At 61.9% G+C, this 16,010-nt stretch carries 17 protein-coding genes and 1 tRNA gene; 9 read left to right on the top strand and 9 right to left on the bottom strand.

The window, feature by feature from the left end; all coding sequences use genetic code 11:
• The first annotated feature begins 6 nt into the window (after window positions 1-6).
• Entirely contained in the window at window positions 7-786 is a 780-nt protein-coding gene (locus MKD49_RS13965; RefSeq protein ID WP_134137062.1) for a phytanoyl-CoA dioxygenase family protein, read from the top strand.
• A 20-nt stretch (window positions 787-806) separates the two neighbouring features.
• On the opposite strand, the gene MKD49_RS13970 is transcribed toward MKD49_RS13965, so the two are convergent.
• Window positions 807-2,240, bottom strand: coding sequence for a GSCFA domain-containing protein (locus MKD49_RS13970; RefSeq protein WP_252696576.1), 1,434 nt, complete (start codon window positions 2,238-2,240; stop codon window positions 807-809).
• A 523-nt stretch (window positions 2,241-2,763) separates the two neighbouring features.
• Between MKD49_RS13970 and MKD49_RS13975 the strand changes: the two genes are divergently transcribed.
• The 6 genes from MKD49_RS13975 (at window position 2,764) to MKD49_RS14000 (ending at window position 9,274) form a co-directional block, all read left to right on the top strand.
• Window positions 2,764-3,558 carry a nucleotidyltransferase family protein gene (locus tag MKD49_RS13975; protein WP_252696577.1) on the top strand — a complete coding sequence of 265 codons (795 nt, stop codon included), beginning with the start codon at window positions 2,764-2,766 and terminating at the stop codon, window positions 3,556-3,558.
• A 208-nt stretch (window positions 3,559-3,766) separates the two neighbouring features.
• A complete protein-coding gene (locus MKD49_RS13980; protein WP_034331021.1) occupies window positions 3,767-4,315 on the top strand; it encodes a WbuC family cupin fold metalloprotein in 549 nt (182 codons plus the stop codon).
• Window positions 4,312-5,553, top strand: coding sequence for a class I SAM-dependent methyltransferase (locus MKD49_RS13985; RefSeq protein ID WP_134137065.1), 1,242 nt, complete (start codon window positions 4,312-4,314; stop codon window positions 5,551-5,553). Before MKD49_RS13980 ends, MKD49_RS13985 begins: the two co-directional genes overlap by 4 nt.
• Window position 5,554: 1 nt before the next feature.
• The gene (locus MKD49_RS13990; RefSeq protein WP_121040791.1) at window positions 5,555-6,304 is read left to right on the top strand and encodes an SDR family NAD(P)-dependent oxidoreductase; all 750 of its coding nucleotides are present in this window, start codon (window positions 5,555-5,557) and stop codon (window positions 6,302-6,304) included.
• 67 nt (window positions 6,305-6,371) lie between these two features.
• Complete coding sequence (locus MKD49_RS13995; protein ID WP_034331025.1) at window positions 6,372-7,868, top strand: PfkB family carbohydrate kinase; 1,497 nt, start codon at window positions 6,372-6,374, stop codon at window positions 7,866-7,868.
• Between the two features lie 227 nt (window positions 7,869-8,095).
• On the top strand, window positions 8,096-9,274 hold the full coding sequence (locus MKD49_RS14000; RefSeq protein ID WP_252696578.1) for a class I SAM-dependent methyltransferase: 1,179 nt from the start codon (window positions 8,096-8,098) through the stop codon (window positions 9,272-9,274).
• Window positions 9,275-9,324: 50 nt separating this feature from the next.
• On the opposite strand, the gene MKD49_RS14005 is transcribed toward MKD49_RS14000, so the two are convergent.
• The 3 genes from MKD49_RS14005 to MKD49_RS14015 all read right to left on the bottom strand — a co-directional run bounded on the left by MKD49_RS14005 (window position 9,325) and on the right by MKD49_RS14015 (window position 10,601).
• The gene (locus MKD49_RS14005; protein WP_121040795.1) at window positions 9,325-10,254 is read right to left on the bottom strand and encodes a glycosyltransferase; all 930 of its coding nucleotides are present in this window, start codon (window positions 10,252-10,254) and stop codon (window positions 9,325-9,327) included.
• Between the two features lie 59 nt (window positions 10,255-10,313).
• Entirely contained in the window at window positions 10,314-10,553 is a 240-nt protein-coding gene (locus MKD49_RS14010) for a hypothetical protein (RefSeq protein ID WP_252696579.1), read from the bottom strand.
• Window positions 10,526-10,601: transfer RNA gene (locus tag MKD49_RS14015), tRNA-Arg, on the bottom strand. Before MKD49_RS14015 ends, MKD49_RS14010 begins: the two co-directional genes overlap by 28 nt.
• 243 nt (window positions 10,602-10,844) lie before the next feature.
• Between MKD49_RS14015 and MKD49_RS14020 the strand changes: the two genes are divergently transcribed.
• Window positions 10,845-11,405 carry a cytochrome c5 family protein gene (locus MKD49_RS14020; RefSeq protein WP_121040797.1) on the top strand — a complete coding sequence of 187 codons (561 nt, stop codon included), beginning with the start codon at window positions 10,845-10,847 and terminating at the stop codon, window positions 11,403-11,405.
• 176 nt (window positions 11,406-11,581) lie between these two features.
• On the opposite strand, the gene MKD49_RS14025 is transcribed toward MKD49_RS14020, so the two are convergent.
• The 5 genes from MKD49_RS14025 to MKD49_RS14045 form a co-directional block, all read right to left on the bottom strand.
• Window positions 11,582-12,313 carry an OmpA family protein gene (locus MKD49_RS14025; RefSeq protein ID WP_121040799.1) on the bottom strand — a complete coding sequence of 244 codons (732 nt, stop codon included), beginning with the start codon at window positions 12,311-12,313 and terminating at the stop codon, window positions 11,582-11,584.
• A 176-nt stretch (window positions 12,314-12,489) separates the two neighbouring features.
• On the bottom strand, window positions 12,490-12,936 hold the full coding sequence (locus MKD49_RS14030) for a hypothetical protein (protein WP_252696580.1): 447 nt from the start codon (window positions 12,934-12,936) through the stop codon (window positions 12,490-12,492).
• 55 nt (window positions 12,937-12,991) lie between these two features.
• On the bottom strand, window positions 12,992-13,402 hold the full coding sequence (locus MKD49_RS14035; RefSeq protein ID WP_039783474.1) for a phage holin family protein: 411 nt from the start codon (window positions 13,400-13,402) through the stop codon (window positions 12,992-12,994).
• Between the two features lie 11 nt (window positions 13,403-13,413).
• Window positions 13,414-13,722, bottom strand: a complete 309-nt coding sequence (locus MKD49_RS14040) for a YqjD family protein (protein WP_039783473.1) — start codon at window positions 13,720-13,722, stop codon at window positions 13,414-13,416.
• Between the two features lie 228 nt (window positions 13,723-13,950).
• Window positions 13,951-15,120, bottom strand: a complete 1,170-nt coding sequence (locus tag MKD49_RS14045; RefSeq protein ID WP_121040803.1) for a type 1 glutamine amidotransferase — start codon at window positions 15,118-15,120, stop codon at window positions 13,951-13,953.
• 293 nt (window positions 15,121-15,413) lie between these two features.
• On the opposite strand from MKD49_RS14045, the gene MKD49_RS14050 reads away from it, so the two are divergent.
• On the top strand, window positions 15,414-15,935 hold the full coding sequence (locus tag MKD49_RS14050) for an NAD(P)H-dependent oxidoreductase (RefSeq protein WP_209570038.1): 522 nt from the start codon (window positions 15,414-15,416) through the stop codon (window positions 15,933-15,935).
• Window positions 15,936-16,010: the final 75 nt, after the last annotated feature.

A 16,010-nucleotide genomic window follows, 5' to 3' on the forward strand; every position in this document is an offset into this window, starting at 1 on the left:
CACGCCATGACTGCACTGAACCTGAAGCACAAGATTTTCGACACGCCCGGCTACTCCAGCGATGTCCGGCTCACGCCTGAGGAGCTGGAGGTGTTTCGCGCGGCCATCACCGAGCAGTGGCTCGACGTGATCGGTAGGGCGCATCCTGAACTGGCGGCGCAATTCGGGGAAGTGGGCATTGCGCGTTACCACGAGCTGTCCCATTTGCTGAAGCACGAATCACTCTGGCCCAAGCAGCATCGCTGCCTGCCGCTGCACAGCTGCCAGCAGATCCGCGGGCTGCCGTTCCTGCAGACCATCCGTGCGGAGATGGGCGAGTTTGCCATCTCCGATGTCTTCTATGGGGATACGCACGAGGCCGGACGCGAAGAGATCTACTGGAGACTGGTACGCCCGAATGCGCCACGCGACATCGGCGGCATGCATGCCGACAAGTGGTTTCACGATGTCATGGGCATGGACGATCGCGCCTTCGCGGCACAGGCGGAGACCGTCAAGATCTGGATTCCGATCTATTCACAGCCGGGGCGCAACGGGCTCATGATCGTGCCCGATTCGCATCGCCGCCAGTATCGCTACCACGGCGAACCCGGTGCCGGCGGCATGAAGCCCATCATCGATGAAGATCCCGCGACACTGGGTGCGCAGCTGATGCTCACGGAGCCCGGCAACATGCTCATCTTCAACGAAGGCATTCTGCATGGGGGGGCGGTCAATCTGGGGGACCAGACCCGCGTGAGCGTGGAGATCACGCTGGTCTTCCCGCAACGGATGACGAAAAACTGACCGCCGTCCGCCAGCGCTGATCAGCGACCGGCGTCGAACATGTCGATGAAAGCGCCGATGGTCCCGTTGACCTTCTCTTCCGAAACATGCCATGCGGCGCCATCATCGGCCGCATAGAAGGTGCTGGCATTGGAGCCGCCCCAGCGGAAGACCTCGAAGGAGGGCCAGTAAAGCACATTGCTCAGGCCGGATTGGTGCACCACCTGATGCGCCACCAGGCGCATGGTGCTCTTGGACAGGCAGTCGGCCACGACGCAGGATTCAAATTCAAACGACGCAATCAGCGGCACCGGCGAGACCGTGATCACCACTTTGGCGTGCGGAGCCAGCTTGCGCACGAAGTTGATCAGGTACAGGACGTTGTCCACGTTCTCCTGCACGGTGGTCGTCCGGTATTCGTACTTCTCGCCCAGCACGCGGGAGTTCAGCGCGGTCGGGCGCGGCAGCACGAAAGCGCCGGTGGTCTTGTCGAAGAAAGCCGGTGCCACCCCGAGCGTAAGGATGAAGACATCCGAGTTGCGAATCTTCTCCAGCGTGCTGTCGGCACTCCAGCCCGGCGGCAGCAGTTCCTGGATACGCTCACTCACCGCCACATCGGTCTTGCCGGTGCTGAGCCAATCGACAAAGGCGCGATTGGCGAAGGTGGTGTTGATGTACTCCGAGATTTCCATGTGGGTGCTGTTGTAGCCGCTCTTGTTCAGGGCGGCGGAAATGTTGCGCGCAAAGCAGGAACCCATGGTGAAGAAGCGCGTGGCACGGCTGATGAATTTCTCTTCGTTGCGCAGATCGAAGGCGATGTGTTTCTTGATCAGCGCAGGCAGGTCGCCGACGAAATCCTCGGTGAGCGGATAGCGTCCGATTTTCTTGCGTTTCGGGCTCGCTGCCTCGGCTTGCTGGGCCAGCGCAGCCTTGCCAAGCTTGATGGTTTCGCGATTGGTATCGGTATCGTAGACGGCCGGGTCCAGCGCGATGGCTTTTTCCAGTGCGGCAATCGAGTCCGCCAGGTTGTTGGCTACATTGTTGATGTGCGAGAGGCTTTCGCTGAGATGGTAGTAGTCCGCAGCACTATTGGACATGGCGACCAGCCTGCGATACAGGTCGGCGGCCTTTTCCTGTGGGCCGACATAGCTGCAGCGCTGTGCGGCAAAGCGCACCAGCGCGCAGTTGGCCTCGGTGCCGTTGTCGAACAGAGCGGGAAAATCCTCCAGGATGGACACTGCCGCATCCCGTGCGGCGGCCAGCTGTTTGTGCGACCCGTCATCAATCAGTTGCGCATGGATGAAACGCGCATTGAGGTCACTCTTTTCCTCGGCCAGCCTGGCGAAGCAGGCAATGGCATCGCTGCGGCGGTTTTCCCGAATGAATTGAGCGCCGGCGGCGAGCAGGTCCTCGCGCTTGCCGTGCTCGATCAGGTGGGTCACGATGGGGTCAAGGTTGGAGGCTGATGAGTTCATGATGGCTTCGCTGAAGTGGGGTTGCTCACGTACTGCTTGCACGCGGGCCTGAATGCACCGGGCCTGCCTATCGCCGCAGGCCCGCTGTCGTCGTCACGCAGCGAGCATGCAGAACCGGAGGCTCGCCGCACGTGTGGTTCTGGTGCGACTGATTTTACACAGGTTCAGTTGCGCTCTGGACGGCTGTAAATGCAGGAAAAAGGGGGGTTATTCCCGCGTTGAACTGCCGTAACAGGCTGTTCAGCCCCCACGCTGGCGGCGCAGCGCTGCGCCAAATCAAGATCTAGCCCCCCTTTCCGCCGGTTATTCCCTGCTTTGGCGTGATATTGGCCCATTATCATCTGTCACATCCGGAAAAGGCGGCTCCGCCGCACAGAACGCGCCAGAGAAATCATCCAAGGAACCCCATGCCTACCGTCGTCCTTCCGGCCCGAAAGCACCGCAGTGACCTGGTGCCATTGACCGACCATGCGTTGTTTGAAAACGCCACCTGCCGGGCGACGCACGCTGCGTCCGATTTCCCATGCGCGCACTTCTGCTAGCTGCCGGCCTGGGAACCAGGCTGCGTCCCCTGACCGATCTGCTGCCGAAATGTCTGGTTCCGATCAACGGCCGGCCGCTGCTGGACTACTGGATCGAGAACCTGCTCGGACAGGGCGTGGACGACATCCTGATCAATACCCACTATCAGGCCCGTCTGGTGGAGCGCTACATCGCCGCCAGCTGTTGGCGCGACCGGGTCACGCTGGTCAGCGAGCCTGTCTTGCTGGGCACGGCGGGCACTGCACTGGCCAACCGCGCGTTCTTCGGCAACAAGCCCTTCCTGCTGGCACATGCCGACAATCTGACCCGTTTCGACTGCCGCGATTTCCTCGCTGCGCACCGCGAACGCCCGGTGCACACCGCCTTGACCATGATGCTGTTCGAGACACCCGATCCCCGTTCTTGCGGCATCGTCGAGCTGGATGCCAACGGCGTGGTGCAGGCCTTCCACGAAAAGGTCCCGGAGCCACCTGGCAGGCTGGCCAACGCGGCGGTCTACCTGCTCGAACCGGAGGTACTGGATTTTCTGGACAGCCTGGGTCGTCCCGACATCGACTTCAGCACCGAAGTCATTCCGCACTATCTGGGCAGGATCGCCACCTTCACCAACCATGCCTACCATCGCGATATTGGCACCGTGCAGAGCTGGACCCAGGCCCAGCAGGACTTTCACATGCCCCCTGCCCAGCCCGGAAATGCGCACGCATGGGCAGAGCTGACGCAATCCCTCGCACCGGAACTGCATCAGCTGCTGCACCGGCTGGCCGGGCAGTGAGTTGCCATGACGGTGGCAAAACGCCTATTTGGCGGGCATTTGCACGGCCGTTTCACGGATGGCCGCGCTAGCCACCGGGTTATCCTGTGCAAGATGCATTGTCCACGATTGCCAATGTGGCAATAAAACTCACAATAGGGAAACCTGTGCGGGGGTGCGGCCGGTACGGCTGATTTCGCCGCACATTTTTTAGTCGTGTTGGAAGGCCATGAACCAGGATCAGCGCAAATACCGATTCCAGAACCCCGAGGTGATCTATTCGGAAATGGAGATCGTGACCGCTTCGCGGGAGGACATCGAGCATCTGCAGGCGCTGTCGTCCCGCAATCCGCGCAAGCGGGTGCGCCTGTGTGCGCACGACAGCCCCGACGATGCCTTGCACGAGATGCTCATCATTCATGAGCGCGGAGCGTACGTGCGTCCGCACAAGCATCCTGGCAAATCGGAATCGATGCACGTGATTGCCGGCCGGGTCGATCTGGTGATGATGGACGACGAAGGGCAAGTGACCCGCGTCATCGAAATGGGCGACTATGCATCCGGCTTGCCCTTCTACGAGCGCATGGACAAGCCGATCTTTCACACCTTGATCATCCGCTCGCCGGTCCTGGTCTTCCATGAAGTGACCAACGGCCCCTTCCTTCCCGCCGCCACGGCGTTTCCCGCCTGGGCAGCCGATGGCAGCGATGCCGCGCTGGCCGACGCCTACATCCGGGAACTGGAACTCCGAATCAAGCCCTTTACGAGAACCCAATGAAGCAAATCATCCATCGCCGCACGACCTGCCGCGCTTGCGGCAGCCATGATCTGGACCTGGTATTCGCACTCAAGCCCACCCCCATCGGCGACGACTATGTCACCGCAGAGCGCCTCGGCGAAGCACAGCCGAGCTATCCTATCGATCTGTTCATGTGCGGTCAGTGCGGTCTGGCGCAGATCACCGACATCATTGACCCGGACGTTCTGTACGGCAACTACATCTACGTCACCCAAAGCTCCCCCGGTCTGCATGCCCACTTCCACGCCTACGCTCGGAACGTCGTACAGCGCTGCCAGCTTGCGCCCGGCTCGCGCGTCATGGACCTGGGCTCCAATGACGGAACTCTGCTGCGTTCGTTCAAGACACTCGGCATGGATGTGCTGGGCGTGGAGTTCGCCGCGCACATCGCCGAGCAGGCAACCGCCAGCGGCATTCCCACCATCGGCAAGTTCTTCGACCGCGGTCTGGCCAAGGACATCCTGGCGCAGCACGGCCCTGCCCGGGTGATCACGGCCAACAATGTGTTCGCCAATATCGATGATCTCGGTTCGTGGGTCGACGGCATCAACACCTTGCTGGCCGACGATGGCGTATTCGTCTTCGAGAGCTATTACCTGGCCGACCTCATCGACAACATGGTGTTCGATTTCATTTATCACGAACACCTTTCCTCGTTCTCGGTGCGCCCGATCCAGGCGCTGTTTGCCCGCGTGGGGCTGGAGCTGACGGCCATCGAGCGGGTCGCCACCAAAGGCGGATCGCTGCGCTATTTCGTCCAGCGCCCCCAAGGTCCGGTGCAGCCGGATGGCTCGGTGCAGCAACTGCTGGAAGAAGAAGATCGCAAGGGGATCTACCGCAAGGACACCTACGATGCCTATGCCGCCAGGATCGATGCCCTGAAACGGCAAACCCTGGACTTCCTGCGCCAGGCCAAGGCCGAGAACAAGACGGTGGCCGGCTTCGGTGCGTCCATCACCTGCACCACGCTCATCTATCACTTCGAACTGGGGCAGTACCTCGATTACCTCGTGGACGACAACCAGGCCAAGCAGGGCCGCTACAGCCCGGGCTGGCACCTGCCGGTGCTGCCGTCGTCGGCGATCTACGAGCGCAAGCCGGATTACGTGCTGGTCCTGGCCTGGCGGTTTGGCGAACCCTTCATCCAGAAACACCAGGCCTACCTTGAGCAAGGTGGCCATTTCATTCAGCCCGTGCCGGGTTTCAAGATCGTCTGAGATGAGTGAACGTCATTTCCTGGTCGTCGGCGGCAGCAAGGGCAGCGGCCTGGCATTGGTGGAGCACCTGCTGGCAGCAGGGCAACGCGTCTCGGTGCTCGCACGCAGTGCCAGCCCGCTGCCATCGTCCCCGCTGCTCAATTGGCAACAGCTGGATGTGACCGACGGGGGGGCGTTGCGTGTCGCGCTCGATGCGTGTGCCAGGTCTCAGGGAAAGATCGACAGCGCCGTCTTCATGCAGCGCAACCGCGCGACCGGCGACGCCTTCGACACCGATCTGGCCGTCGCCCTGACCGCCACCCGCAATGCCATCGACCATCTGCTTGCCCAAGGCCATTTCAGCCTGGACGAATCCGGCAACAGCATCGTGATGGTCAGTTCCATCGCAGACCACTACGTCGCCCCGGAACAGGATCTTGGCTATCACGTCAGCAAGGCCGGCCTGGTGCAGCTGGCGCGCTATTACGCTCTGCAGCTTGGTCCGCATGGCATCCGGGTCAATGTGGTGTCGCCCTGCGTGGTCATCAAGGAAGCCGCGCGGGAGTATTACCGCCAGAACAGCTGGATCACGGATCGCTTCGAACGCTTCATTCCCCTGCGGCGCGCCGGCTCCTCCCGCGACATCATCAATGCCATCCTGTTTCTCACAGGAGAACAGAGCAGCTATATCACCGGACAAAACATCGTGGTCGACGGCGGCCTGAGCTTGCGCAGCCATGAATCGATCATCAGGGATTTTCCCAGGCAGTGAAGTGGCCGCGTGCGGCAGAAAAAAGCGACCGGCACGGACCGGATCAGGCAAGGTATCGGAGGATCAATTGGATAGTTCGTCTACAACTGACATCGCAGAAATCAACAAAGCCAGGAGCCTGGCGGGCGAAGGCGCACGCATCGTCTTCGTCGCCGGCAACTTCAACACGGTACACCCGGGCCACCTGCGCTTGCTCAAGTTCGCCTCGGAATGCGGCGACTTCCTGGTCGTCGGCGTGGCAGGCGACCATGTCCCCGGTGCGCTGCTGCCGGCCCAGTTGCGCTTCGACGGCATTACTGCCATCAGTTTCGTGGACCATGCCTTCGTGATGACTTCTGCACCGGAGGACATCATCCGCGCGCTCAAGCCCAGCATCGTGGTCAAGGGCGACGAGCATGAGTCCAAGTTCAATCCCGAGCAGGCGGCCGTGGATGAATATGGCGGCAAGCTCATGTTCAGCTCGGGCGAGATGCGCTTCTCCTCGATCGACCTGCTCAAGCGCGACATCCTCGAACCCAACCTGTCGTCCATCGTGCTGCCCAACGATTACCCGGAGCGTCACGCCTTCACGATGCACGACCTGCGCAGCACGGTAGAGAAATTCAAGGGATTGCGGGTCGCTGTACTGGGCGACCTGATCGTCGACGAATATGTCAGCTGCGAAGCCCTGGGCATGTCGCAGGAAGATCCGACCCTGGTGGTCACCCCCATCATGCAGGAGCGCTTCATCGGCGGGGCGGGCATCGTGGCGTCGCATGCCTGCAAGCTCGGCGCGCAGGTCAATTACTTCTCGGTCGCAGGCAAGGATGCCGCTGCCGACTTCGCCCGTGAGAAGCTGAGCGAATACCATGTCACGGCCACCCTCTTCGAAGACGACAGCCGCCCGACCACGCTCAAGCAGCGCTTCCGCGCCGCTGGCAAGACCTTGCTGCGCGTGAGCCATCTGCGCCAGCACGACATCGAACCCCGGCTGGCCCAGCGCTACGCCGAGGCCGTCATCGCCACGCTGGACAACTGCGATCTGGTGATCTTCTCCGACTTCAACTACGGCTGCCTGCCGCAGGCCGTGGTCGATCAACTGGTGGAAGCCTGCGTCGAGCGCGGCATCCCCTTCGTCGCTGACAGCCAGTCCTCCTCGCAGATGGGCGATGTATCGCGCTTCCGCGGGGCCATGCTGCTCACGCCGACCGAACGCGAAGCACGCCTGGCCGTGCGGGACTACAGCTCGGGTCTGGTGGTGCTGGCCGAAAAGCTGCGCCAGCGCTCGCAGTCGGAGAACATCATCCTGACCCTGGGGGCCGAAGGCATCCTGGCTCATGCGCAGTCCGAGGGTGAGCTGGATTGGCTTACCGACCGCCTGCCTGCCTTCAACAGTTCGCCCAAGGATACGGCAGGTGCCGGCGACAGCTTCCTCACCTGCACCTCCATGGCCATGACGGTCGGGGTAGACATCTGGCAAAGCATGTATCTGGGATCGATTGCGGCCGCCTGCCAGGTCAGCCGCGTGGGCAACATCCCCTTGTCCGCCAGTGACCTGATGCAGGAGCTGGCCGACCAGCATTGACGCGCGCCTGACTGCAGGAGCCTGCATGCGTGCAGGCCTGCGCCGGTGCACAGAAGAGACAGAGTGATGCCCGCGAGACCCCTGCGCAGCTGCTGCACAAGCAGCATGCAGGGCAATACCGGGCAGACTGAGCAATCAAGGGTAGCTCGTGCCGCAAGGTCCGAGCATCAGGCCGAAGGGTCTGGCGGCCGAGAGCACCCGATCCGAACTTTCCGAGGGAATACACCATGACTGAGAAAATGTACGAGTACTACGCCAAGCAGGACGTACAGCCGACCTATGCCGATTTCAGCAGCGATGCCGAGCTTTCCCGCTATGCACAGTTGCGCAAGAACGTGTTCTTCCGTCTCTCGCTGCCACTGGCCCTGTTTCAGGGCAAGGAAGTGCTTGAGTTCGGGCCGGATACCGGCGAGAACTCCATCGTCTTCGCCCAATGGGGCGCGCGCGTGACGCTGGTGGAACCCAATGCGGAGGCGCACCCCTATATCCGCCAGTATTTTTCCCGATTTTCCCTGGAATCGAATCTGACCGAGATCGTCACCAAGTCAGTTCTTGATTTCGAGCCAGCCCGCCAATACGACTTCGTGGATGCAGAAGGCTTCATCTATACCGTGCAGCCGACCAGCGCCTGGGTCAGCAAGCTGCATGAATGCCTGAAGCCGGATGGCATCGCCTTGGTGACCTATGTCGAGAAGTACGGCAGCTTCATGGAATTGCTCTTGAAGGCGATCTACCAGACTGCCCTGCGCCACGGCCAGGGTGAGGGCGGGATCGAGACTGCCCGGCATCTGTTCCTGCCGAAGTGGAACAGCATTGCGCATACGCGCAAGATCGAGTCCTGGTTCATGGACGTGATCCAGAATCCCTTCGTGCGCATGAAATATTTCATCGATCCGGCGCAATTGCTGCGTGAGATGCATGCCGGTCATTTCCGACTGTATTCGGCCTGGCCGAACTACAAGGATGTGCTGGCAATGAACTGGATCAAGGGCGAGTATCGCGCGGGCGACGACAACGAGGCGGCCATTGCCTATATCGAGCAGAGCCGGCTGAGCCACGTCCTCAGTACGCAATGCCTGTTGCCGGCGCCCTCACCGACCATCTCCAATCAGTTGGCCGAACTGGTCGGGATCGTGGACGGCCTCATCGACAATGCCGCGGAAACCAACTGCCTGCGCGCCGTCGCCATTCTGGATGAATTGATTGCCTTCCTTGCCGCGGGCAACATCATCGCGTCGCCAGAAGATGCGGCCAAGGCCCGGACCATCCTCACGATGATCAAGACGGCCATGACGCTGATGGGACAGGGCAAGGTCGACGAGCTGACCACTTTCTGCCGTGAAGACAGCGTATTCATCGCCACCTGGGGCATGCCCAATCATCACGGGGTGTTCCAGAAGTTGTAAGCCTGTACTGGCCACGCGCGATGCGCGGCCAGGCACCATTGCGGCGGCACTTACATATTGTTCAGAATGGTGTCTGCCGCGAGAATCATCGGCTTGTAGATCTGCTGGAAATTGGAGGTCTGCTTGGCCGCCTCCGTGATACCGCCAAACTTGGCATAAAACAGGTTCTTGACGGACTGATGGAAGTAGGGCTCGCTCTTGAGCTTGGCGCGCAAGGAGTAGTCGCTGAGGAATTTGACGATCAGCAGCGCCATTTCAAATGCCGATCTGCCCGTGTGGACGTAGACGGAATCGCTGGAGAGCTGGTTGGCGACCTTGCGGAACACGGCAATGTAATCGTCCACGAAGCAGATCTCGCCGGGATGGGCCACCGCCATGTCAAGCGCCAGTGCCCAGTCCTGTCCCCGGAATTCCCCCAAGCCGTCGGCGGCCACCAGCTTGCTGAGCGTCAGGTCAAACATGAACCCGTTGCTGCCGTGGCGCGGCAAGGCATCGGTTTTGTAGATGCCGCAGAAGACATAGTGATCAAAACCGATCAATGCCTCGAAATCGCAATTGGGCTTGTATCGTCGGGCCTGCCAGCCAGGATGGCTGAGGTTGGACAACTGGCCGTTTTCCAGAATCTGGTATTTTCCGAAGGCCATTTTTGCGTTCGTGCGCAACATTTCCTGGAACAGCAGGGCGAGCTTTTCGGGATAAAACAGATCGTCGGAGGCCAGCATGGTCATGTAGGGCGTGTCGATCAGCGGGCACATCTTCTGATACCCCCCGAGCACACCCACGCTCGGCCCGTCCCCCCCCAAGACCCGCACCCGCGCGTCGCCCGAATATCTGGCAAGGATTTCCGCCGTATTGTCGGTCGAACCATCGTTGTAGACGATCAGCTTGGTCACTGGCGATCCGGGCGCGAAAATGACGCTGGAAAGCAGGCTTTCCAGATAAATACCGTGGTTCTTGGTCGGAATGAGGAGAGTCAGCATGGGTCGGATCGCAAGCCTGTAATGAAATTGATCGGTTTTGACGGGCAGCTGGAACGATATCAGACGCGCTCATGCAGCACCAGCAGCTTGCATATGAAGCTGCGCTGCTCTCGCAGCAGCACAGGTCCGGCATATTTGATATTGCGCAAAGCAGCAAAAGCAGAAAACGCGCATGATGTTTCCCAACGGAATTCGTTGCAACTATTGCAATTTGCGTTGGAAATCGGGTCGCAGAAGATTGACTGCTGGCGTGAGGAAGGCGGAAAAGAAATGGCGCGGCTGGCGGGGATCGAACCCACGACCCTTGGCTTCGGAGGCCAATACTCTATCCACTGAGCTACAGCCGCGCTGAATCGGGGCGAACCCCGGAAAGGCCTGAAGGATACCGTCTTTCCGGCTGGACGTCCATGGCGCTGGCGGTTTTTCCGTGTCAAACGGAAAGCATTGTGACTATAATCAAGAGTTCGGCGAGAGAGCGCAATGAAAGCCCTGCCTGATCCCAGTTCCACGCAATGCCAGGCGATAAGGCAATACAAAGGGAACCGACGTTTTCCGCCCCAATTTCGAGGAAACATTACGGAGGGACGCCCATGAGCTCAGCTCAGCAGGAACACGAGTCGGCAATCAAGACTCCCAAGCAATTGATCGCAGCCGTCGTCGCAGGCTTTTTGGTCCCCATCGTGTGCATCGTGCTGCTCGTGCAGTACGTCACCAATGGCCAGAAAACCGGTGCCGGCTCCGACAGCCAGACGCCCGAGATGATCGCGGCACGCATCAAACCCGTCTCCGACGATGGCTTCACCTTCCGTGATGCCAACGGCCCCAAGCAACTGCTCTCCGGTGAAGAAGTCTACAAGACCACCTGCGCCGCCTGCCACAGCGCCGGCGTGGCCGGTGCTCCCAAGGTCGGTGACGCTGCCTCCTGGCAGGCCCGCATCGCCGCAGGCTATGACACTCTGGTCTCGCACGCCATCAATGGCCTGCGCGCCATGCCCGCCAAGGGCGGCAACCCTGATCTGGATGACGTCGAAATCCAGCGCACCGTGGTCTACATGGCCAACCAGTCCGGCGCCAAGTTCAAGGAACCCGAAGTGAAGGCCCCGGCCGCCGCCGAAGGTGCCGCACCGGCTGCCGACGCACCCGCCAAGTAATCCTCGCAGTGGCCAGCGACCCGCTCGCTGGCCTCGCCAAAAAAATCCCCGAAGCGAAATTCGGGGATTTTTCAATTTCATTCACGTACAAGCGCAGCCAAAAGCCTCTGCGCCCTATTCCAGCCCCTCCGGATGCGCCCTCATGCCGGACGCATCGGAGAAAGCTTCATATCGCCTCAATACCGCTGGGGTGGAGGCGGCGGCGGGTAGTTGCCCGGTGCATAACCCGCCGGCGCCTGCTGCTGTGCCGGTGCTGCAGCCTGCTGCTCGGCCACGAAGATTTCCACGCGGCGGTTCTTGGCGCGGTTGGCATCGCTGGTGTTGGGGACCAGCGGCTCATGCGAACCACGGCCCGAGATGTTGAAGCGGTTGGCGGCCACGCCGCGCGTCGTCAGGTAATCGCGGGTGCGCGCCGCGCGCTGCTGCGACAGCGGGTCGTTGATGGCATCGCTGCCGGTGTTGTCGGTGTGGCCGACGATGGTCACGGTGGTGGCCGGGTTCTCCACCAGGGTGGCGGCGAAACGATCCAGCACCGGGCGCATCTCCGGCTTGATGTCGGCACGGCCGGTATCGAAGGAGATGTCGCTGGGGATTTCCAGTTTCAGGCGGTTGTCGGCAGTCTGCGTGACCTGCACGCCGGTGCCTTGGGTAGCCTGTTCCATGGCGCGTTTCTGGTTTTCCATGCGGTTGGACCAGATGTTGCCGGCCACCGCACCAATGGCGCCGCCGATGGCCGCACCACCCAGCGCACGTCCGCCACCGCCACCGCCGGTAGCCGCACCGATGATGCCGCCCAGGCCGGCACCGATACCCGCACCGGTGGCCGTGCCACGCTGGGTCGGGCTCATGTCGGCACAGCCGGAGAGCGCCAGCACGCCGGCGATCGCTGCGATTGAAATTTTCTTCATGTCATGTCCTTTCTTGCCTTGTCAGTCTTGTTGTCCAGGCCATGGGCCGGTGTTCTTCAGAGCGTATCGGGGCGGATATGTTCCTGCCGCGCTTGCCAAAACGCTACCCATGAATGACAAAGGCATCCGGAAAACCGGATGCCTTTGCAGGAACATCATGGATCAACCCGAAGCCCTCAATCCGGCTCCGGTGGCCCTTGCAATGCTGCCGCATCGGACGCATCCGATGGATCCCGGCTGCCGCCGCGCTGGCTGAAGTAATACGCCAGCCCGCCCACGGCTGCAATCACGCCGCCCATCATCAGCGGCTTGCGCAGCCAGCGGCGTGACAGCAGCGAGGCACCGGTCATCAGCAGCGGCGTCACCGTCTGCAGATTCAGGTTGCCCAGTCCGCCGCTGAGCGACTTCAGGGATTTGATCGATTGCACCGTCCTGCCGCCGCCGAACAGCGAGGCGGCAAAATGGCCCACGCGGCTCAAGGCACCCTTGGCCAGCGACTCGGCGCTGAGATTCTCGCGCACGACTTCACGCGCTTCCATCACGCCCAGCCGGTACAGCGCGCCTTGCGCCAGCACCTTGCGCTTGCGTTCCTCATGGGTCATGCCCTGGTCCTGATCGCTCATGCAGTCCTCATTGAACTAGGAAAATTGCCGCAGACTTCACGTGCAGACAGTCTCATCACAACAGCGCATCGCGGTCCTTGCGCAGCTCGGACATGGTCTGCGGCAGCGACAGCTTGCCCTGCATCAGCACCGACCTGGCGTAATACACCAGACCCACGGTTGCCACGCTGAACACGAAACCCAGCAGGGCCAGGATCTTCCAGCCCCAGGTATCCCAGGCCAGCATGACCACCAGCACCGACCAGAAGGCGATGGCGAACCACAACGCGACCGCGGCCAGCACGAAGATGACGGCGAAACGGACCAGATTGGCCCCGATCTCCGACATCTCCAGCGAAGCCAGTTCGATGCGGCTGATGATGAGGCCCAGCAGGTTCTTGGCCAGGCCCAGCAGGCCCGCCGTCAAGCCGGGGTTGGCGGCATGCGCGGCGGGTGCGGCCGGGCCTTCCTTGTGGGGCGTCGCCATCGGGGCGGCGCTTACTTGCTGCGGCCGATGACCAGGCCGACCAGCAGGCCCAGGCCTGCCGAGATGGCCACGGCACGCCACGGATTCTCGTGGACGTAGTCGTCGGTCTTGGCGGCGACTTCCTTGCCCTTCTCGATGGCGGCGGCTTGCGCGGTCTGGGCGGCTTCGGCAGCGGCTTCCAGCAGGGTCAGGCCACGCGCGCGCAGCTCGTCGGCCTTCTCGCCGGTGGCGGCGGCGGCTTCGGCGAACAATGCCTGGGCGTCCTTGACCAGCGTCTTCATGTCATTGCGAACGGTCTTCAGTGCGGGGGATTGAGGCATGTAAATTCTCCTTTTTTGCCGGTGATGGAAAAGACTAGCAAGTCGCCGCACCCTGAACGCCGCACCTGAAGAGGTGCTGCATTGCGACGACCGTTTGATTCTACAGAGTCCGCAACGAGGCGGGTAGCGCATTGCAGCCATGCTGCAGAGGCGATGCAATTGGCTTGCGCCAGCGCAAAGAGGGTTCGATGACGCTGGCGGGCTTAGGTTCCGGCCAATCGCGCCGGATCAGAAACGTGTTTCGCGCGCTGCCCGCAGGAAACTGTCCAGGATCGGCGTGCAGTCCAGCAGTTCCGGACCGCCCGCGCGGTGGAATTCCGGGTGCCACTGCAAGCCCATCACGAACGGTGCCTTGCGGTAGCGGATGGCTTCCACGATCTGGTCCGGCCCCGAGACCGCCTCCACCGACAGGTCGCGCCCGAGGTTGTGCACGGCCTGGTGGTGGATGGAGTTGACGATGGCATTCTCGGTCTTGACCATGCCGGCCAGCGACGATCCCTGCGGGAAATGCAGCGCGTGATAATTGCTGTCGTACTGCTCGTTGACGTGCGGGATGGCGGTCGGCACATCGGTGGCAATGTCCTGGTAGAGCGTGCCGCCGAAGGCCACGTTGATCAGCTGGCAGCCACGGCAGATGCCCAGCACGGGCTTGCCGGCCTCGATGAATTCATGCAGCAGTTCCAGCTCGTACATGTCGCGCACGCGGTCGCCGCTCCATTCGGGCCGGGTCGCCGCTTGCGCATAGCTCTGCGGCGAGACATCGGCCCCGCCCTGCAGCACCAGGCCATCCAGATGCTTGGCATAGTCGCGCAGGCGAATATTGCTCGGGTGGACCAGGCCATTGGTATTGACGGTGGGGATCATGAAGACCAGCACGTCACGCGACATCACCCATTGCGCGATCGACTCTTCCAGATATTGCAGGGTCTTGCTGCGCAAGCCCTTGGCACCGCTCTCGGGATGGAAGATGCGGGCCGACACGCCGATCTTGAGCGTACGCTGCATGACGCGCCGGCCGGCCTTGTCCGACAGCTGGCGCAGGCGCGCCGTCAGGAAGCGCCAGGTCTGCGCCCAGGGTGCATCGCCCGCGTGATGCGGAGGCGGCGGCAGCGAGGTATAGATGCGCTGCTGCGCCTGGTCCGCCGTCTGGCCGTGGGCGGCCTCAGTGGCGGGCTGCGCGTCCGGCTGGGCCGGCGGCGTTACGGCTTCAACGGCCGGCACTGCCGCAGAGGCTGCCGGTGCTGCTACCACGGTGGTAGCAGGTGCAGCGGCGGGCTGGGCAGGATTCTGTGATGCGGCCGGCGTACCGGACGCGTCGGCAGACACTGGCTTGGCCGGGACCGCGCCCGGGGAGCGGTCTGGCGGCAGATTGGCTTCGGAATCTTGGATGTCGGACATGGCTGCAATAAGTAATCAGATGAAATGAACTGCGGCGAGTACCAGCGGCGGCATGCAAGCCGTCAATGGCGCGACGGGCCCGGGGAGTGGCTGAGTATATTCCATTGCCCGGCTTTGGACACCTGCGGACGGCGCCGCCTGCAAGCAGTTTCATCCAAGCCGGCCAGCGCCCTTTCGTGGCACACTCCTCTCCCTTGCAAGGGCAGACAGCGCCAGGGCCATGCATGTTCCGGCCATTTGCACCGGAGGCCATCGTCCCCCCTGCCCACCACCCACATTGCCCGCGCCGACACATGTCCAAGGTCCTGATCCTGTACGCCCATCCCGCTGCCGAGCTCTCGCGTACCAATCGCCTGATGCTGGAAGCCGCCGCCCGCCTGCCCGACGTGACCGTGCATGATCTCTACGAGCACTATCCCGACTTCCACATCGACGTCGAACACGAACAGCAACTGCTGAGCCAGGCCGAGCTGGTCGTGATGCAGCATCCCATCCACTGGTACAGCATGCCGGCCCTGCAGAAGGAATGGCTGGACCGCGTGCTGACGCGCGGCTGGGCCTTCGGCCACGATGGCCATGCGCTGGAAGGCAAGCGTTTCTGGCTGGTGGCCTCGACCGGCGGGGAGACGGCGTCCTACCAGAGCAGCGGCCGCCACGGCCATCCCTTTGCCGATTTCCTGCCGCCGTATCAACAGACCGCGCGCCTGTGCGGCATGCAGTGGGTAGAACCGCTGATCCTGCATGGCGCGCACCACGTACCGCCGGTCGAGTTCCAGCGCCATGTGGAACGCTACCTGGAAGGCTTGCAGGCATGAGCCACGCATCGGATTTCTCACCAATCCTCGCGCATCACTGCGCCCTCCCCTTTCAACTGACCAACTGACCGGACC

Source organism: Herbaspirillum sp. WGmk3, assembly GCF_023952535.1.
GTDB lineage: Bacteria > Pseudomonadota > Gammaproteobacteria > Burkholderiales > Burkholderiaceae_D > Herbaspirillum > Herbaspirillum huttiense.